The sequence below is a fragment of the Desulfuromonas thiophila genome (genome assembly GCF_900101955.1).
Taxonomy (GTDB): Bacteria; Desulfobacterota; Desulfuromonadia; order Desulfuromonadales; family Desulfuromonadaceae; genus Pseudodesulfuromonas; species Pseudodesulfuromonas thiophila.
The window spans coordinates 54425-71939 of the sequence record NZ_FNAQ01000005.1 but is presented as its reverse complement, the minus strand read 5'-3'; the positions used below and the strand labels follow the sequence as shown (position 1 = coordinate 71939).

The window sequence follows — 17515 nt, the reverse complement described above, 5'->3', positions numbered from 1 at the left end:
TTTAGATGAATTCACGTTCCTGCAGGCCCTTGAAGCGGGCCTTTTTGTTTTTCTGTCAACCAAGCGTTTAGTGTCCGAGCGGAAATCGTTCTTTTTCTGAGAGCGCAAGGCAGTGAACGAGATGGAGTGCCCATTGTTTAGGCAGGCGTCGGTTTGCCTCGCCACGTCGCGACGCAATATGGCGGTGCATTCCGGTGGAATAACCGAACGATCGTTCGCTTTTTCGGCAGGGGCTCTGTGATTATAATCTCATCTCAGGTTGACACTTATCCCGTCGTGTTAACGTGATTTCTCATGGGACAGGGTTTTCTCTGCCCTGACAGGCTGCAGGCACCACTCGCTCGTTGACAAAGCAATTTTCGTGATGCTAAAACATCATTTTATTCTATGCTTTATCCGTTGGGCACAGGAGGCGGCAAATGGTCAGGGAGCTGATTGGTAAAAAACTGAAAAAAATGCGCCTGAAAAATGACATGACCATTGAAATTCTGGCGCATAAATCCCAGGTTTCTTCGAACATGATTTCACGTATTGAGCGGGGGCTGACAACGCCGTCGGTCGAGATTCTGATGAAACTGGCCGGTGCTTTCGGCATGAGCATCAGTTATTTTGTCGAGGAAGCGGAGAAGGGCTCAACGGTGGTTTATACCCGGGCGGGAGAAGGAGAACCCATCTTTTTCTTTCAAGACAAACATCAGATCATCAGCCTGACACAGGGGTTGCGTGATCCCGGATTCACGGTCTTTTACGACACCATCGAACCGGGTTGCGACAGTGGTGAAGGCAACATGGTGCATGTCGGTGAGGAATTTGCCCTGGTGGTGCAGGGTTCTCTCGACCTGATCATCGAAGAGCACTGTTACCATCTGCAGCCGGGCGATTCCGTCTGTTTCAAGGCCAACCTGCCGCATCGCTGGGTCAATACCAGCAGCGGTCAGACCCGGGTACTCTGGGTGGTTTCGCCAGCGCCCGATGTGGCGCAGCAACATGCCTGAGGAGGAATGGATGAAACTGCGCAAAATCATCGGTAAAAAACTCAAGGCTATCCGGCTTGGCAGCGAGATGACCATTCAGGATCTGGCCAGCCGTTCGGGTGTTTCCTCCAATATGATCTCTCGGGTCGAACGGGGTTTGACCATTCCCTCTGTCGAAATTCTCATGAAACTTGCTCGGGTGTTCGAAAAAAGCATCGACTACTTCGTGGAGGAGGTCAAAACCACCCACGAGGTTGTGTTTACCTCCAGCGGCCAACGCGATACCACCATCTACGAAAACAACAGCAACATGCTGACGGAGTCCTTTACCTCCGGCCTGCGCGATCCGCAATTTACCTCGTTTTACTGTACCATTCCCAAGGGAGGCAAAAGCGGTGACGACAACATGTACCATCCGGGGGATGAACTGATATTCCTGCTGGAGGGCTGCCTGCAGGTCACCATCATCGACGATCTCTATGTTCTCAACCCTGGCGACAGTCTCTCATTTAAATCTCACCTGCCTCATCAGTGGAAAAATATCGGTCCGGCCGAGGCGCGCGTGATCTGGACGTTGTCTCCTTTCACCGTTATCTGATCTGCTTTCCCCCAGGTAGAGCCGGGTCTGCGGTTTTCGGCCACTTCGGATATTGACAGAATGGCCCAATTCTGTATTTTGAAGCGGTTAACACAGCAGGCATGGCAACGATGGATCCCTCTGTGGTCTGCGGCTGGCGAATGAAACGTAACGGAACGAGGCGGGAGGCGTTATGAACAAGTCGGAACTGGTCGAGGCGTTGTCGTTGGAAAAAGACCTGACCTACAAACGGGCCGAGGAGATCGTCAATCTGATCTTCGATTCGATGACCGAGGAACTGATCCAGGGCGGCCGCATTGAGATTCGTGGTTTTGGCAGCTTTGTGGTCAAGGATTACAAGGCCTATACTGGCCGCAATCCCAAGACCGGCGAAACCATTGAGGTGAAGGACAAAAAGCTGCCTTTCTTCAAGGTCGGCAAGGAATTGCGCGAACGGGTTGACAGCTGAGGGCTTCGCCTGTGTCGCGGGTACCCGCGCTGCGGCAAGGCAGGTATGCTGCCTGCCGGCGCGATAATGCGGACCCATATCCGTTCTTTTGATGGCAAAAACCGCGTTTCCAGACTGGAAAGGCGGTTTTTGTGTTTATGGCTGGAGGTTTGAGCGATGCCCGTACACACAACGCAACTCAGGGTACGTTATGCCGAAACCGACGCCCAGGGGATTGTTCATCACAGTTGCTACCCTATCTGGTTCGAAGAGGGCCGCTCGGCCTTTCTGCGGCAGCTGGAATTGCCCTACAGCCAGTGGGAAGCACAGGGGGTGCTGGTGGTGGTGGCCGAGTTGCACCTGCGTTTTTTGCTGCCGGCCCGTTACGAGGATGTGTTGCAGATCGAAACCCGCCTGGTCCGGTTGAAACGGCGCCTGCTGGAATTTTCCTACCGTATCCTGCATGCTGACGGACGGGTGCTGGCCGAAGGCAACAGTCGTCATCTGCTGATGGATCGCGCCGGCCGCACCATCGCCTTGCCGGAGGATTTATTGCTGAATCTGCAACAGCGTTTGCAACAACACGCGGGAGGAATGTCATGAGTTGCATCGACCTTGACGTACTGGACCTTTTTGTCCGTGAGCAGGTGGCGCCGGGAGTCCGTCGGCGCGATATTGATGGTGCCTGTCCTGCAGCGTTGCTGTCCCAGGCAGGGGTGCTGGGCTATCTGGGAGTCTGCGTGCCGCAGCAGTGGGGCGGACAGGGCGGTTGCTGCGATGATCTGCTGCGCGTGATTGAGCGGTTGGCCCGCTGCGATGCCGGCCTGGCTCTGACATTGGCGGCCCACAGCCTGGTGTGTGACCATTTGCGGCTGTTTGGTACAGCTGAGCAGCAGCAGCGTTATTTGCCGTCGCTGGCGCGGGGCGAACAGCTTGGCGCCTGGGCCCTGGCCGAAGCGGGCAGTGGCAGTGACGCCGCCGCGTTAAGTTGCCGTGCTGAACGCACAGCGACCGGTTGGCAATTGCAGGGGCGCAAGATGTTTGTTACCCAGGGCAACTGGGCGGCGCTGTTCATCGTGCTGGCGCGCACGGCAGCTGCGCCGCAACGGGCCATCAGTGCTTTTCTGGTCGAGGCTGATCGTCCAGGTGTGCGACCAGGCCGGCCACTGGAAAAGATGGGCTGTCGCAGTTCCAATACCTGCCCATTACAGCTACAACAGGTCGAGGTGTCCGCCGAAGCCCTGCTGGGCACAGAAGGTCAGGCGCTCAAGGATGCCTTGGCGCTGCTCGACCGCGGTCGTATCGCCATCGCCGCCCTGGCCTGCGGCATCGGCCGCTGTTGTCTGGATGAAGCCCTTCGTCATGCCCGCCGCCGTCGGCAGTTCGGTCAAGCCATTGGCCAGTTTCAGGCTATTCAATGGGCCCTGGCCGATATGGCCACCGAACTTGATGCCGCCTGGTTGCTGACCCGCCAGGCTGCCCGTCTGTGCGATGCCGGTCAGCCCTGTGGCAGCGCCGCCGCCAAGGCCAAGCTGTTTGCTGCCCGCACGGCAGTGCGCAATGCCGACCGGGCGGTGCAGATCTTCGGTGGTTATGGCTATCTGCGAGGCAGTTCTGTCGAACGCTGCTATCGCGACGCCAAGCTGTGTGAAATCGGCGAGGGCACCTCAGAAATCCAGCGCCTGGTCATTGCCCGCGATCTGCTGCGCGGCTCATAGACAAAACCGACCCACTCTGCGAAGCCCGCAGGAAGGAGTGGAGCGATAAAATCCCTGAAATGCCGCTGCCGCACCAAACAGAACCGGCGCGCAGCCTTGGCCGCGCGCCGGAATCTAAGGTCGCTGGTGGTTTTCCGTCAGGCGCACTCGCTGTAGCCGCAAGCGTGGCAGACGCAGCAGCCGCCTTCGTGCTCGATAGGACCGCCACATTCGGGGCAGGCACCACCGTTGTGGCTTTCGTGCTGCTCATCGTTCTGCATGTGCAGCTGGATGGCTTTGGCCAGGGCATCGGCACAGGAAGTAATGCGGTTAGCACCGAAGCCAGCCGGCTTATGGCAACTGATGCCGATCAGCTGCTTGACGGCCTGACGCGCCTGCACGCCGCTGCGCCAGGCCAGCGACACCAGCCGGCCAAGAGCCTCACACTGGGAAGCGGCGCAACCACCGGCCTTGCCCATGGTGGTGAAGACCTCGAACAGCCCATGCTGGTCCTCGTTGATGGTGACATAGAGCGGGCCGCAGCCGGTTTCCATCTGATAGGTGGCTCCCTGCAGGGTACGGGGCCGGTCGCGTTTGCGGGTGGCCTTCTTGTTTTCCATCGGCACCGAATCTTCCGGCCGACTGCCTTCCTTCTTCACCGACAGCACCTGGTTGCTACGGGAACCATCACGATAAATGGTGACGCCCTTGCAGCCGCTTTCATAGGCAAGCTGGTAAACCGTGGCCACGTCCTCGCGACTGGCGCTGTGACAGAAATTGACCGTTTTGGAAACGGCATTGTCGGTATGACGCTGAAACGCCGCCTGCATGCGGATATGGTCCTCCGGCCGGATATCGTGGGCGGTAACAAACAGACGGCGGAGATCCTCGGGAATCTGCTCAAAGTCCCTGATCGACCCCTTTTCGGCAATCAACTTCATCAGTTCGGGCGAATAAAAGCCACGTTCGTGCGCCACTTGCTCGAACAGCGGATTAACCTCGACCAGAATGTCGTTATCCATCACCTGGCGAACATAAGAGACGGCGAACAACGGCTCGATGCCGCTGGAACTGTTGGCAATGATCGAGATGGTGCCGGTAGGCGCGATGGTCGTGCAGGTGGCATTGCGAATCTCCGCTTCATTGCGCTGATCGAAACGGCTGCCCTTGAAATTGGGGAAAGCGCCCCGTTCGCGCGCCAGCTGGCGCGAGGTTTCCTGGGCAATTTCGTTAATGAATCCCATTAATTTCTCGGCCAGAGCAACGGCTTCGCTGTGGTTGTAGGGAATGCCGAGCTGAATCAGCAGATCGGCCCAACCCATGATGCCCAGCCCGATCTTGCGGTTGGCGCGGGTCATCTCAGCGATCTGGGGAATAGGGTAGTTGTTGACCTCGATCACATTATCAAGGAAGCGCACCGCCAGCTTGATGGTGTGTTCCAACCGTTGCCAATCGATCTGGCCATCACGCACCATCAGCCGCAGGTTAATGGAGCCCAGGTTGCAGGATTCGTACGGCAGCAGGGGCTGTTCACCGCAGGGGTTGGTGCTTTCGATTTCGCCAATGTGTGGAGTCGGGTTGTCACGGTTGAGGCGATCGAGAAAGATGATCCCCGGTTCGCCGTTGGTCCAGGCCAGATCGACAATGTGATCGAATACCTTGGCCGCTGACAGGCGATTGACCACCGTGCCGGTGCGCGGATTGATGATATCGTATTCACTGTTGCTCTTGACCGCTTCCATAAAATCTTCGGTAATGCCGACGGAGATGTTGAAGTTGGTCAGCACCGTCTGATCCCGCTTGCACATGATGAAATCCATCACATCGGGATGATCGACACGCAGTATCCCCATGTTTGCCCCGCGCCGGGTGCCGCCCTGTTTAATGGTTTCGGTGGCGGCATCGAACACCTTCATGAAGGAAAGCGGTCCCGACGAAACCCCTTTGGTCGAAAGCACCACGTCATGCGCCGGCCGGATACGCGAAAAGGAAAAACCAGTGCCGCCACCGCTCTTATGGATCAGGGCGGTATTTTTGATGGCCTCAAAGATGCTTTCCATCGAATCGTCCACCGGCAGCACGAAGCAGGCCGACAGCTGTCCCAGTTCGCGCCCGGCGTTCATCAGCGTCGGTGAATTGGGCAGAAATTCCAGCTGTGTCATCAGGCGATAGAAGTCGGCACTGAGAGCATCACAGTCAGCCTGAGGATCGAACTTCCGTTCAGCGGCGGCGATGGCATCGGCCACGCGGCGAAACATGTGGGTCGGTGTTTCCAGGGCGCGGCCCTGTTCGTCGCGTTTGAGGTAGCGCCGTTCCAGAACCGTCAGGGCGTTGCGGGTCAGGTTGAGCGGTGTATCCAGGGAGTCGTTGGCCATGGTGCGGTATTCCTTCATGCGGTGGGGGATAAAAACGGGTTTATGAACGGTGCCGCCTAAGGGGTCTGGCGGTTAAACGATTGGCGGCCTTGCTACCAGATTCAGTGGTTGGCCGGAGTTAAACCACAAGATGTCGTGGAGGTCAACGGTTGTTCGGTGAAATTTTGGTGAGGGCGACGACGACTGACTGGACAGGCGCTGGTGCTGTCACGCTTTTGCGTTGCCAACGACGGCGGGCCGATGGTAGTTTCGCCCATCATGTGTCGCGCCATCTTCCGGAAAAATTTTCCTGTCTGCCTCTGTGTCTCCTTTCGTGCCTCCGACGGGAACAACCCGCTGCCATTTGAGGCGCAGCCGTGATGGCCAGTTCCTCTCTGCTCTATCTCGATAATGCCGCTACCAGCTTTCCCAAACCCGAAGCTGTCTATCAGGTCCAGGATCATGCGGCCCGCCAATGTGGTGCCAGTGCCGGTCGGGGCAGTGCCTTGCCGGCCCGCCAGGCGGGGCAGACCCTGCTGGCTGTACGCGAAACACTGGCCCGCTTCTTCCGGATTCCTGTATCTGACCGCTTGGTGTTCACCGCCAATGCCACCCAGGCCATCAACACGGCGTTGTTCGGTCTGTTAAAGCCTGGCGACACGGTGGTTAGCAGCAGCATGGAACACAACGCCGTTGCCCGCCCGCTCTATCAGCTGCAACAGCGGGGTGTTCAGTGGATTCAGGTGCCGGCTGACTGCCAGGGGCGGGTGGCAGGCGCCGATGTCCGGCGGGCCTGCCTGGCGCACCGTCCCCGTTTGCTGGTCATGAATCATTGCTCCAATGTTACCGGCACTCTGCAGCCCATTGATGAATTGGGGCCCTGGTGCCGGGAGCAGGGCATTGTCTTTTTGGTCGATGCCGCACAAAGCGCCGGGGTCTGCCCGATTGATGTACAACAGATGGGCATTGATCTGCTGGCCGCGCCCGGCCACAAGGGTTTGCTGGGACCGCAGGGAACCGGTTTTCTCTATGTTGCCGAAGGGCTTGAACTACAGCCGCTGCTATATGGTGGCACCGGTACGGCCTCCAGCCAGCTGGAACAGCCGCACTGCCTGCCTGAAGCGCTGGAAAGCGGCACCCTGAATCTGCCGGCGTTGGCTGGTCTGCAAGCCGGCGTCGACTTCATCTGTCATACCGGTCTGGATCAGATTATCCGTCACGAACAGGAACTGCTGCTGCAGCTGTGGCAGGGGCTGCAGCAGCTGCCCGCCGTACGGCTGTTTGGGCCAGGTCCTGGCCAGCAGACAGCGGTTGTGTCCCTGGCCCTACAAGGGCTCGATCCAGCCGAGTTGGGCTTTGTCCTTGACCACCAGTACGGTATTGCCGTGCGCGTGGGCCTGCACTGTGCGCCCCTGGCTCACCGCAGCATTGGTACCTATCCGGCCGGCACCGTCCGGGTCAGTCCCGGTTTTTTTACCACCAGTGCCGATATCGATCGTTTTCTCGCGGCCATGCGCCAGTTGGCCTCTCGGCTGTGACGGGATATTTCAATTTATTTGTGAAAAGGGTGAGAGCATGAAAAAAAAGTACGTTCTCGATACCAATGTTCTGCTGCATGATCCCCAGGCACTGGCCAAATTCCAAGATAACGATCTGGTCATTCCCATCACCGTGATCGAAGAAATTGATACCTTTAAAAAAGATCTCAACGAAATCGGCCGTAATGCCCGGCATGTATCGCGCCAACTTGACCAGCTGCGCGCCAGTGGCAGTCTGGTGGATGGCGTGCCGCTGGAAAACGGTGGCATGCTGCATGTGCTGCTGTACTCCAGTCAGCAGGCGGCCGGATTTTCCTCCGATTTGCGTCTGGATCGGGCCGATAACCGCATTCTGGCCTCGGCAGTGGCTCTCAAACAGTCCTGCGATTGCCCGGTCATTTTTGTCACCAAGGATACCAATCTGCGTATCAAAGCTGACGCTCTCGGTCTTAAGGCTCAGGATTATCAGTCTGACAAGGTCGCCATCGACGATCTTTATTCCGGTCACTGTGAAAAACTGCTGCCGGCAACGGAAATCGATCGTTTCTACGGCCAGGGCCATCTCGATTATGCCGAAGATGATCTGTTTCCCAATCAGTGCGCCACACTGGTGGACGAAACCAATCCGTCACACACGGCGCTGGTGCGCTACCATGCCGATGAAAAGCGCCTCCTGCCACTGGCGAAACAGGTCAAGGATAGCGTCTGGGGGATTCATGCCCGCAATCGTGAGCAGCAGTTTGCCTTTGATCTGCTGCTGGACAGCCGCATCCAACTGGTGACCCTGGTCGGCAAGGCGGGAACTGGCAAAACCCTGCTGGCCATTGCTGCCGGTCTGCAAAAAGCGGCCGACGAGGCCCAGTACAACCGTCTGCTGGTCTCGCGGCCGGTGTTTCCGATGGGCCGCGATCTGGGGTTTCTTCCCGGTGACGTCGAGGAAAAGCTGGCACCCTGGATGCAGCCGATTTTCGACAATGTCGAATTGCTGCTCGGCGCCGTGGAAGAACGCGGCAAACGCAAACGCGGCTATAAGGAACTGGTGGACATGGGTCTGATGGAGATTGAGCCACTCACTTATATCCGCGGCCGGTCCATTCCCAACCAGTACATGGTGGTGGACGAAGCCCAGAATCTCACGCCCCACGAGATCAAAACCATCATCACCCGCGCCGGTGAAGGCACTAAGATAGTGCTGACTGGCGACCCGTACCAGATCGACAACCCTTATGTGGATGCGTCAAGCAATGGTCTGACCTATGTGGTGGAAAAGTTCAAGCAGCAGTCCATTGCCGGTCACATCACCCTGACGCGCGGCGAGCGCTCCGGATTGGCGGAGCTGGCAGCCAATCTGCTCTGATATTCACTTTTTTTAGAGCGAAACGGTGCTGCATGCGGATTCTCGCCATCGAATCTTCCTGTGATGAAACCTCGGCGGCCGTCGTCTGCGACGGTCGCCATATTCTCAGTAACATTGTGTCCTCTCAGGTGGATATCCATGCCCTCTATGGCGGCGTGGTGCCCGAGCTGGCGGCCCGTCAACATCTGGAAGCTGGTCCGCTGGTGGTGGAACAGGCCCTGCAACAGGCGGGAGTCTGCCTGTCAGATATCGAGGCGGTGGCGGTAACCCAGGGACCGGGCCTGGTAGGTGCGCTGCTGGTGGGGTTATCGCTGGCCAAGGGCATTGCCTGGGGTGCCGGACTGCCGTTGGTGGGCGTTCATCATATCGAAGGTCACATCCTGGCGCCGTTGCTGGAGCGGGATCTGGCCTTTCCTTTCTTGGCCTTGGCGGTTTCCGGCGGACACACCCATCTTTATCGGGTCGAGGGTTTTGGCCAATACCATCTTTTGGGCCAGACCCTCGACGATGCCGCCGGTGAGGCCTTCGACAAGGTAGCCAAGATGTGCGGGTTGGCTTATCCCGGTGGTGCCCTCATCGACCGACTGGCGGCCCAGGGCGATGGCTGCCGCTTTGCCTTGCCGCGCCCGATGTTGCAGCATGAGGGGTTTGATTTCAGTTTCAGTGGTATCAAAACGGCGGTCCTGACCCTGCTGAAAAAACAGCCGGAACTGGCCCTGCCGCCGCATCTGGCCAATCTGGCTGCCAGTTTTCAGGAGGCGGTGGTTGAAGTGCTCAGCAAAAAAACCTTTGCCGCCGCTCGTCAGCAACGGCTTGAGCGCATAGTTATTGCTGGTGGTGTGGCCTGCAATTCCGGTCTGCGTCAGCGCTGTCTGGCCCTGGCGCAGCAGCAAGGCGTGGAGGTGGTGTTCCCATCTCCCGCGCTTTGTGGCGACAACGCCGCCATGCTGGCGGTAGCGGCCGAAGCCCGCCTGCAGGGGGGCGCAGCAGGGTATCGCTCGTTTGATGCACGCCCGGTCTGGCCGCTCGAGCAGGTCACCAGCCGGTCGTCCGGCACTCCCTGAAACCGACAGGAGCCGGCGCATGTGGCGACACTGGAGCATCAGTCGACAGGCCAAGCTGTTGTTGATACGTTTCGTGCGGTTGCGGGGCCAACCTGATGAAATCGCTCGGGGATTCGCTCTGGGTATTTTTATTGGCATGACGCCAACCCTGGGTGTGCAGATGCTGCTGGCCCTGTTGCTGGCTTTGCTGCTGTGCCAGAACAAACTGGCCGCCGCTCTCGGTGTCTGGATCAGCAATCCGTTGACGGCGCCTTTTCTTTATCTGGCGCAGTACGAAACCGGCCGGTTTCTACTGGATATGCCGCGGGTGCAGTTCCCCCGTTGCCTGACATTGGAATGTCTACAGCAATTAGGTGCCGATCTGCTGCTGCCTTTGTGTTTCGGTAGCCTGATCCACGCCATTCTGGCAGCTGCCATCAGTTATGCGCTGGTGTTGCGGCTGCTGCCTGTTCTGAAAACCTGGCGTGTGCCACGCTGGCCGCGCCCCTTCCGGAAGCATCGCTCTCATGACCGTTGATCATCGGCCACGCAAGCGCTTCGGCCAGAACTTCCTGCGCGATCATCGTATCATTGAAGCTATTTTGACCGCTGCCGACCTGCATCCCGCTGACGCTGTACTCGAAATCGGACCGGGGCAGGGCGCTTTGACCGAGCGACTGCTGGAACGGGTTGATCGGCTGCAGCTGATGGAGATCGACCGCGATCTGGCAGCTTACTGGCAACAGCGCGCCACCGACCAGCTACAGGTGCATGTCGGCGATGCACTGCGCCTTGACTGGCCGGCCCTGCTGACAAGGCCACCCTACAAGCTGGTTGCCAATCTACCGTACAATATCTCCAGTCAGGTTCTGTTCAAGATGCTGGCACACCGGCAGCTATTCAGCTGTTTTGTGCTGATGTTCCAGAAGGAGGTGGCCGACCGGTTGCGGGCCGCGCCGGCCACCGCAGCCTATGGCGCCCTGTCGGTCCTGTTTCAGCAGGCGTTCGCCATCCGGTCGGTTGTGCAGGTACCGCCCAGTGCCTTCATCCCGGCACCCAAGGTCTGGTCCGAGGTGTTGCATTTTACCCCCTGGGCACAGCCGCAGGTTGTGGTCGCGGATGAAGTCTTCTTTCATCGTGTGGTCAAGGCTGCTTTTGCCCAGCGGCGCAAAACCCTGCGCAACTGTCTGCAGGCGGCCGGCTTTGCCCCGGCCGCTATCGACCGGGTCGCAAACGAAACAGGCATTGATGCCCAACGCCGAGGCGAAACCCTCAATCTGTCCGAGTTCGCGGTCTTAGGTCAGGCCCTGGCGCCTTACGCACCCGCGAACTGATCTCCCACGGATTCGGGATTTTTCCAATTCACCCGGAACCCTCTGCTTTTCAAGGAGTTGTTTTTCGTGCCGGAAAAAACCATCGTCGTCAATAACCGCCCCATCAGTCATTTCGATTTCATCAACGCGGTACAAAGTTACGCCATGGAATTGCACCGCAAAACCGCTGATCAGCTTGATGCCAACGAGCGTGAGCAGATCCAGGAGCTGGCGGTTGAACGTCTGATCGCTCGTGAGCTGATCTTTCAGCAGGCCCTGGCCCAGGGGCAGATTGCCAATGACACCGCGGTTCAGCAGCAGATCGACAGCATCAGGGCCAACTTTCCGTCCGAGGAGGAGTTTTACGCTACCCTCGCCAAAGCTGGCATCGACCGCATGGCCTATTTCCGCATGATTCGGCAGGATCTGACGGTCAATCAGGCCACGGATGCCAAGTTGGCCGAGGCAGCGCCGCCTGACGAGGCACAGATCGCCGCTTTCTACCACGCCCATCCGGAAAAGATGCGCAAATCACCCATGGTCCGGGCCAGCCATATTCTGATTCGCACCACACCGGAAACCACCAGCGAAGCCCAGCAGCAAATCGCTGCGCTGCGCCAACAGGCACTCGACGGCGCCAGCTTTGCTGATCTGGCGCGCGAACATTCGGCTTGCCCCAGCGCCGCCCAGGGAGGCGATCTGGGTCTGTTCGGCAAGGGTAAGATGGTCAAGTCCTTCGAGGAAGCCGCTTTTGCCCTCAAACCGGGTGAAATCAGTCCTGTGGTCGAAACCCCCTTCGGCCTGCACCTGATTCGGGTCACCGATGCCGAAGAGCCGCGCCATCTCGAACTAGAGGAGGTACGCGATCAGATTGCCGCCTATCTCAAAGAGCAAAACGGCGCCCGTTTGCTGCAGGACTGGGTGGAACAGCTGCGCCAGAATGCCAGTATCCGCATTGATAGCTGAACGACCCCGTCTGGTGCGTGAAAGCCGTTGACAATCGCACCAGGGCTTCCTTATACTCAGCCCACTTTTTCAGGCGGGAATAACTCAGTGGTAGAGTGTCAGCTTCCCAAGCTGAAGGTCGCGGGTTCGAATCCCGTTTCCCGCTCCATAAAATCAAGCACTTAGGTGGAAAATCCCCTAGGTGCTTTTTAATTTTTAGGATTTATGACCAAATTTGCGACCAAAAAACCCCCTCCAGCCGACCGGCCGAAGGGGGAAGGGGTACATTTTTTCGAGAAATCGCTCTCCGACCCGAAGCCGCCCGGCCGTTTCCAACTGCCGGTAAAACCGGCCGCAAAGCCCTTCCGAAAATGGGTAACGGCAGAGGTGCTGCCGACCATTCGCAAGACCGGCAGCTACTCCTTCGTTACCCAGTCCCAGGGGCCAGCCACGTCGAAAGAGGTTGTCGCCTTCCTTCAGACGACAACCAGCGCGTTCTGGATGGTCAATGAGGCGCTCCTGCAGTGCCGCGTTATCGAAGGTGAGATGCGGCGCGCCAAGAAAGCGATAGCGGCCATCATGCGGTCAAGCCGGGAGGTTTTCCCCGTAGCCAAGGAGATCCTTGACGACATCACCAGCAATGCCTGGCAGGATCTTCCGGGCGGTAAAATGCTTGAGGTGGAAAGACACAACTCCGGATATTAACAGACAGGCCCCCGGCATCTCGCCGGGGGCTTTTTTTGTGTCTCAAGCAAAAACAATTTACACAAGCACATAAGAATTGACTTTGTTTGTATGTGTGTGCTAACCACGAAAGCAGGGCGGGGCAGGCAGGTTTCTGCCAGGCAGAGCAGCATGACGAAGTGTTCAAGAGAGATAGGTAGATCCGCCTATCTCTCTATTTCGCCTGTTTTCAGCATGTTGCAAAAATCGGCTGCGGTTGTTGGCGGGATAGGCGGATCTGGCTAAATGTTGTTATGTTTTCAGGATCCCAGATAAATAAAAGGTTGGCGAATGAAATCTTATGAAAATGTCTTAGGTTACATGAAGTATAGCGGCAAACTAGTCGATGATGGATTTCTTGATGCACGAAAAGCCGCCAGCGCCCTACTTGGTTTTGATGAGGCCTTGAGACATTTTGTTAGGCAAGATTTTCCCGATTTAGACAAATACAACTATGAAATTCCGGTAAAGATCAGAAAAGGGTCTTGGGAGGCGCTCATCCCAGAGAACATCGGCCAGTGGATTATGGCCGGGGCCGGTTTCGCCGCTACAGCTTACGCATCTGCAGCGGCAGCGGAAATGGCAAAGAATGATTTTAAAGATGCAAGCATTAAACAAGCATTTGTGAAAGCTATAAAAAGCGTTCAATGGTTTATAAAAATTTGTAAACATTTAGGTCATTCCCGCCACAGAAAATTCGAAAAAGTCAAATTTAAAGACAACAACAATAAAATAGGTATTCCAAATGAGGAAATGGAATATTTGTTTGTTCCAAAAGAGTACCTTGACGCGTTCTCGACATGTAGTTCAAAAATTTTGGAAGAATTGGCAATTATTATTGAAAAAGAGAGACAGCTTACGTTTGGCGTTTCTGAAAATGGGAGTTTTTTGGAGGAGACTATTAGTTATAAAGACAAATATATTTTCTATGAGGAAGAGCAGGATGAGGTTTTGTTCCCTGAGCTTACTCATGGCCAGTATGTTCAACTAGAGGGAGATATAACGAGGGGCAATGAGAACGCTAACAACCTAGGTTTTCGCTATGACGGACATATACTTACCATTATTCCAGCGAGCGGGAGCATTGTGCGGCATAAAAACGCCCTTTTCCTGAAATGCCTGGTTAAAGGCAGAGTTAGTAGAATGGATAGGGCTGGCTATATTACTGAAAAAAGGCCAAAAATTATATTTACAGAGGTTGCTCCACTAGAGGCTGATAACCAGGATCTTTTTAAATAAAATTACATAACCATTAGCTGCACTCGGACGGGTGAGACTGGGGCGGTTTTCGTTTAGGATCCTGCAAGGCTGAACTGTCCTGCCGCCGCCGGTGAGCACAACGTTAGCCACAGAAGGAGCAGCACGGATGAGTGAAGTGTCTGAGTCTAGGGGGCGGTGGATACTCGGGAGCCTCACGGTCATCCTCATGGTTCCCGTCGTCTTCATTGTTGGGATAGTGGTAGGCGTAAACATTGAGAGGGAGGTTTCTCTTTCACAAGACAACTTGTCCTCTTGGGTAAGCGCCTTTGCCACCGTGACGATTGCTGTCCTGACAATAGTGCTCGCCAAAGAAACTTGGGCACTCCGCCTTATCCAGTTGGCTCAAATTGAGCAAATCCGGAAGGATTCCATAAAGCCGAGCGTCAATCTGTACCTGAAGGCCAATCCGGTTGGGATGAACTTCCTAGATATCCATGTTAAGAACAGTGGGCCGGGGGCTGCGCAGAACATTCGGTTCACGTTTAGGAACGCCAGCGCAGGGCTTGAGCCTGTTTTCGCTAACTTCCTTGAGCAGCTAAACGAATTGGCGATTCTTGAGAAAGGCATATCTTCCCTCGGCCCCGGGGAGCACAGGTCGAGCTTTGTCTTGAGCTTTCACGAGTTTTATCAGAAGCACGGCGAGAAGGCCCTTGAGCTGAATACCGAGGTGGATATCGAGTTTGAAGACATTGAAGGCGCGAAGTACCGCTCACGCGCATTCTTCAATTTCACAGAGTACAAAGGTGTAAGCGGTCTCGGGGATGGGGATCCACTTCACGAAATCGCATCGCATCTCAAGAAGATCAAAGAGGAGATTGGGCACTTCTCAAGCGGCTTTAAGAAGATAAAGGCCGACGTTTATACGAGTGAAGACCGCGAAAGAGAGAGACAGCTTTGGGAAGAAAGGCGGCGTGAGCATGAGAAGCAGAAGTCCGAAAGTGGCTAACAACCGCTTTGAGTCCGACGGCTTACCCTTCCGCTGCGCTCCAGGGCAAGCCGCGGCTCAAGCGGAACGTTAGATTTCTCTATCTGGCTAGCCATCTGATTTAAACTTTTGAAAGGAATTTAAATGTCAAAACATCAAATATTACAACTGTTCTTTATTCTCTCCTTACTTGTTACTCAAGGTTGCACAGACTCAGAATCAGCAGCTAGAAAGCTTTATAATGAAGGCATGACTTTTCAGCAACAAGGCGAGAATGATAAAGCAATTGAAGTTTATAAAGAAATCGTCTCCTCATACCCAGAAACAGAAACAGCAGTTGAAGTAAATAAAATTCTAATGTCTCTCAAAGCATTAGGGGATATCAATAAAAACATACAGACAAAAATTAATGAAACTGAATTAAAAGCAAAACAGGTTCAAAAAGAAGATTTACGAGCCGCTTTAGATTTGTTCAAGTTAGACAATGGACGTTATCCTTCCACTGAAGAAGGTTTAGAAGCCCTGGTAACTAAACCATATGGTTATAGTCATTGGAATGGCCCATATATTAGCAATTTGACAGCTGAATCAATTGATGAATTTGTTTATGAAAATAATGGCGGGTTTAGTAATATTGTTTTATCTATCAAGACGAATTGAGAAATGGCTTTAAATCATAGTTAAGTTGTACCATGTCTGATGATCTCGAATTTCTAAAAAATGAAGTCTCTCGTCTAAAAGCTGAACAGATTATTTTCGGTGGAAACCCACTTACGAGGCTAGCCAAGGAAAAAGAGATACAAGAAACAATGAGAGTTATTCACGCCATTGAAAACGAGCGTGTAATAGATAAGGGAGCAAAGTCTGGAAAATTAGATGTGAAATCAGAAATAATGACAATAAGCGATGCCGCAACAAGTCCATCCAGAGAAAAACCACATAACGGAGTTAAAGATAATAGCAAATCTAATCTCCTTGATAGTCCAGTTGGCTATGTTTTTCTCTCTGCTCTAGCTGCGGTTCTTGCTCTCATGATTGCGTATCTTATTTATCAGTATTTCGGTATACATCTATGATTAAATCTAACAATCAAATTAACTCAGACCGTAAAAACCGCTACGCGCTTTTTACGTCTGGTTATTTGCGGCGTTAGTGGTAAAAATTATGAAAACTGCTTTTTTTATATTTTTTCTACTTCTATGCTCCTGTGCTTATCATTCGGAGCCTGAGAACAATAAAGAGTTCCACAAAGTATCCCAACTTTCTGAACTCGAAGGGGTCTACAAAAACAAAGGCAATCCGTCAGGCTACCTTTCACGAGAGATTTGGAGCGATTCCCAGCTTGTCATCGCCGGAAAAATTAACCATGAAACAATAGAATTCATAGAAGTCATTGCAAATAATAATTCAATCACTGTAAAGGCAATAGAAAATGGCTGTGCAGTTTATGAGCGAACCTACACAGAGGGACACGACTTTAAAGTTAACGATGGTAAAATCATAATCAACAGGGACGCTTACCTGCTATCGCGAGGCAGCGGTGATGTTCTTGTCGGCCCAAGTTATGAACAAGTAACTTTAGGTTTAGACACAAACAGACATGGCAAATCCACAAGGTCAGAGTATGCCGCGGGTTTAGTTCTATTTTTGCTACCAGTTGCAGTTTCTGATACCAAGGAAACTGAATACGAAAGAGTGAGCGACAAGCCTACAGGGTTTGGAAACTGCAAAAACCGCTAACACTTGATCAGCTGGACGGGGAAGATTGCGGTGCACGTGAACAGGAAGGCCGTTATTTTCATGCACGGTTGTTTCTGGCACCGTCAGCAAGATTGCCGGTTGGCCAGGATGCTAAAATCAGATTAATATCAATATCGCCGATGGTTGCATAAACTTGTGGCTGTCGCTCCTGCCAGAGCCGCGCCTGCCAGTGCACCAGTTCCGGCAACCGCAATCAGTGACCTGTCTGTGCGTGATCATATGCCTGCCCCCAGTGACACATCTGCTCCAGAATGGGAATAATACTGCGGCCCAGTTCCGTCAGCGAGTATTCCACCCGTGGTGGCACTTCGGCGTAGACCTGGCGATGAATCAGCCCCTGAGCTTCCAGCTCGCGCAGTTGCTGGGTCAGCATCTTCTGAGTCACCCCGGCCAGACGTCGCTGCAGCTGACTGAAGCGCAGCGTCTTCAACCGCAGGTGCCACAGGATCAGCCCTTTCCACTTCCCACCGATAACCTCCAAGGTCACGGTCACGCCACAGCGATAGACCATTTCAAATTCTGACGCCGTCTCACTCATGCATTCTCCATGGTTACTTTTTGTATACCTGCTGACTTTATTGTTGGTACTTATCAAAAGTA

General features: G+C 54.6%; 19 protein-coding genes and 1 tRNA gene. 18 read left to right on the top strand and 2 right to left on the bottom strand.

What is annotated here, in order from left to right; all coding sequences use genetic code 11:
• Positions 1-419: 419 nt before the first annotated feature.
• The 5 genes from BLR80_RS06710 to BLR80_RS06690 all read left to right on the top strand — a co-directional run bounded on the left by BLR80_RS06710 (position 420) and on the right by BLR80_RS06690 (position 3717).
• On the top strand, positions 420-995 hold the full coding sequence (locus BLR80_RS06710) for a helix-turn-helix domain-containing protein (protein WP_092077681.1): 576 nt from the start codon (positions 420-422) through the stop codon (positions 993-995).
• Positions 996-1005: 10 nt separating this feature from the next.
• Positions 1006-1572: a helix-turn-helix domain-containing protein gene (locus tag BLR80_RS06705; protein WP_092077678.1), complete on the top strand. Its 567-nt coding sequence runs from the start codon at positions 1006-1008 to the stop codon at positions 1570-1572.
• A 172-nt stretch (positions 1573-1744) separates the two neighbouring features.
• Positions 1745-2020 carry an HU family DNA-binding protein gene (locus tag BLR80_RS06700; RefSeq protein WP_092077675.1) on the top strand — a complete coding sequence of 92 codons (276 nt, stop codon included), beginning with the start codon at positions 1745-1747 and terminating at the stop codon, positions 2018-2020.
• A gap of 156 nt (positions 2021-2176) precedes the next feature.
• Positions 2177-2602, top strand: a complete 426-nt coding sequence (locus BLR80_RS06695) for an acyl-CoA thioesterase (protein WP_092077672.1) — start codon at positions 2177-2179, stop codon at positions 2600-2602.
• Positions 2599-3717 (top strand): acyl-CoA dehydrogenase family protein, encoded by a 1119-nt coding sequence (locus BLR80_RS06690; protein WP_092077669.1) that lies wholly within the window; start codon positions 2599-2601, stop codon positions 3715-3717. Before BLR80_RS06695 ends, BLR80_RS06690 begins: the two co-directional genes overlap by 4 nt.
• Before the next feature lie 137 nt (positions 3718-3854).
• Here the strand turns inward: BLR80_RS06690 and BLR80_RS06685 are convergent, their stop codons facing one another.
• The gene (locus tag BLR80_RS06685; RefSeq protein WP_245691381.1) at positions 3855-6071 is read right to left on the bottom strand and encodes a vitamin B12-dependent ribonucleotide reductase; all 2217 of its coding nucleotides are present in this window, start codon (positions 6069-6071) and stop codon (positions 3855-3857) included.
• Between the two features lie 359 nt (positions 6072-6430).
• Here BLR80_RS06685 and BLR80_RS06680 point away from each other — a divergent pair, with 359 nt between their 5' ends.
• From BLR80_RS06680 to BLR80_RS12670, 13 genes are all read left to right on the top strand, one after another.
• Entirely contained in the window at positions 6431-7588 is a 1158-nt protein-coding gene (locus BLR80_RS06680) for an aminotransferase class V-fold PLP-dependent enzyme (protein WP_092077663.1), read from the top strand.
• Between the two features lie 37 nt (positions 7589-7625).
• Positions 7626-8945 carry a PhoH family protein gene (locus BLR80_RS06675; RefSeq protein ID WP_092077660.1) on the top strand — a complete coding sequence of 440 codons (1320 nt, stop codon included), beginning with the start codon at positions 7626-7628 and terminating at the stop codon, positions 8943-8945.
• A 32-nt stretch (positions 8946-8977) separates the two neighbouring features.
• Positions 8978-10009: a tRNA (adenosine(37)-N6)-threonylcarbamoyltransferase complex transferase subunit TsaD gene (gene tsaD, locus BLR80_RS06670; RefSeq protein ID WP_092077657.1), complete on the top strand. Its 1032-nt coding sequence runs from the start codon at positions 8978-8980 to the stop codon at positions 10007-10009.
• 19 nt (positions 10010-10028) lie between these two features.
• Complete coding sequence (locus tag BLR80_RS06665; protein WP_092077653.1) at positions 10029-10526, top strand: DUF2062 domain-containing protein; 498 nt, start codon at positions 10029-10031, stop codon at positions 10524-10526.
• A complete protein-coding gene (rsmA, locus tag BLR80_RS06660; RefSeq protein ID WP_092077650.1) occupies positions 10516-11322 on the top strand; it encodes a 16S rRNA (adenine(1518)-N(6)/adenine(1519)-N(6))-dimethyltransferase RsmA in 807 nt (268 codons plus the stop codon). The genes BLR80_RS06665 and rsmA overlap by 11 nt, the downstream gene beginning before the upstream one ends.
• A 66-nt stretch (positions 11323-11388) precedes the next feature.
• Positions 11389-12267: a peptidylprolyl isomerase gene (locus tag BLR80_RS06655; RefSeq protein ID WP_143012098.1), complete on the top strand. Its 879-nt coding sequence runs from the start codon at positions 11389-11391 to the stop codon at positions 12265-12267.
• 73 nt (positions 12268-12340) lie between these two features.
• A tRNA-Gly gene (locus BLR80_RS06650) sits at positions 12341-12415 on the top strand.
• A 56-nt stretch (positions 12416-12471) separates the two neighbouring features.
• Positions 12472-12951 (top strand): BRO-N domain-containing protein, encoded by a 480-nt coding sequence (locus BLR80_RS13435; RefSeq protein ID WP_092077644.1) that lies wholly within the window; start codon positions 12472-12474, stop codon positions 12949-12951.
• 309 nt (positions 12952-13260) lie between these two features.
• Positions 13261-14208 (top strand): hypothetical protein, encoded by a 948-nt coding sequence (locus BLR80_RS06640; protein WP_092077641.1) that lies wholly within the window; start codon positions 13261-13263, stop codon positions 14206-14208.
• Positions 14209-14335: 127 nt separating this feature from the next.
• Positions 14336-15175, top strand: a complete 840-nt coding sequence (locus BLR80_RS06635) for a hypothetical protein (RefSeq protein ID WP_092077638.1) — start codon at positions 14336-14338, stop codon at positions 15173-15175.
• 123 nt (positions 15176-15298) lie between these two features.
• Positions 15299-15814, top strand: a complete 516-nt coding sequence (locus BLR80_RS13305) for a type II secretion system protein GspG (protein WP_281241617.1) — start codon at positions 15299-15301, stop codon at positions 15812-15814.
• Positions 15815-15846: 32 nt separating this feature from the next.
• Positions 15847-16230, top strand: a complete 384-nt coding sequence (locus BLR80_RS12675; protein WP_143012097.1) for a hypothetical protein — start codon at positions 15847-15849, stop codon at positions 16228-16230.
• Between the two features lie 88 nt (positions 16231-16318).
• The gene (locus BLR80_RS12670) at positions 16319-16894 is read left to right on the top strand and encodes a hypothetical protein (RefSeq protein ID WP_143012096.1); all 576 of its coding nucleotides are present in this window, start codon (positions 16319-16321) and stop codon (positions 16892-16894) included.
• A 214-nt stretch (positions 16895-17108) separates the two neighbouring features.
• On the opposite strand, the gene BLR80_RS06620 is transcribed toward BLR80_RS12670, so the two are convergent.
• Entirely contained in the window at positions 17109-17453 is a 345-nt protein-coding gene (locus BLR80_RS06620) for a winged helix-turn-helix transcriptional regulator (RefSeq protein WP_092077635.1), read from the bottom strand.
• Positions 17454-17515 lie beyond the last annotated feature (62 nt).

Coding starts and splice junctions, on each gene's coding strand:
- BLR80_RS06685 (WP_245691381.1), bottom strand. CDS start 6,071: ATGGCCAACGACTCCCTGGATACACCGCTCAACCTGACCCGCAACGCC.
- rsmA (WP_092077650.1), top strand. CDS start 10,516: ATGACCGTTGATCATCGGCCACGCAAGCGCTTCGGCCAGAACTTCCTG.
- BLR80_RS06680 (WP_092077663.1), top strand. CDS start 6,431: ATGGCCAGTTCCTCTCTGCTCTATCTCGATAATGCCGCTACCAGCTTT.
- BLR80_RS06695 (WP_092077672.1), top strand. CDS start 2,177: ATGCCCGTACACACAACGCAACTCAGGGTACGTTATGCCGAAACCGAC.
- BLR80_RS13435 (WP_092077644.1), top strand. CDS start 12,472: ATGACCAAATTTGCGACCAAAAAACCCCCTCCAGCCGACCGGCCGAAG.
- BLR80_RS06635 (WP_092077638.1), top strand. CDS start 14,336: ATGAGTGAAGTGTCTGAGTCTAGGGGGCGGTGGATACTCGGGAGCCTC.
- BLR80_RS06640 (WP_092077641.1), top strand. CDS start 13,261: ATGAAATCTTATGAAAATGTCTTAGGTTACATGAAGTATAGCGGCAAA.
- BLR80_RS06675 (WP_092077660.1), top strand. CDS start 7,626: ATGAAAAAAAAGTACGTTCTCGATACCAATGTTCTGCTGCATGATCCC.
- BLR80_RS12675 (WP_143012097.1), top strand. CDS start 15,847: ATGTCTGATGATCTCGAATTTCTAAAAAATGAAGTCTCTCGTCTAAAA.
- BLR80_RS06620 (WP_092077635.1), bottom strand. CDS start 17,453: ATGAGTGAGACGGCGTCAGAATTTGAAATGGTCTATCGCTGTGGCGTG.
- BLR80_RS06705 (WP_092077678.1), top strand. CDS start 1,006: ATGAAACTGCGCAAAATCATCGGTAAAAAACTCAAGGCTATCCGGCTT.
- BLR80_RS06700 (WP_092077675.1), top strand. CDS start 1,745: ATGAACAAGTCGGAACTGGTCGAGGCGTTGTCGTTGGAAAAAGACCTG.
- tsaD (WP_092077657.1), top strand. CDS start 8,978: ATGCGGATTCTCGCCATCGAATCTTCCTGTGATGAAACCTCGGCGGCC.
- BLR80_RS12670 (WP_143012096.1), top strand. CDS start 16,319: ATGAAAACTGCTTTTTTTATATTTTTTCTACTTCTATGCTCCTGTGCT.
- BLR80_RS06710 (WP_092077681.1), top strand. CDS start 420: ATGGTCAGGGAGCTGATTGGTAAAAAACTGAAAAAAATGCGCCTGAAA.
- BLR80_RS06665 (WP_092077653.1), top strand. CDS start 10,029: ATGTGGCGACACTGGAGCATCAGTCGACAGGCCAAGCTGTTGTTGATA.
- BLR80_RS13305 (WP_281241617.1), top strand. CDS start 15,299: ATGTCAAAACATCAAATATTACAACTGTTCTTTATTCTCTCCTTACTT.
- BLR80_RS06690 (WP_092077669.1), top strand. CDS start 2,599: ATGAGTTGCATCGACCTTGACGTACTGGACCTTTTTGTCCGTGAGCAG.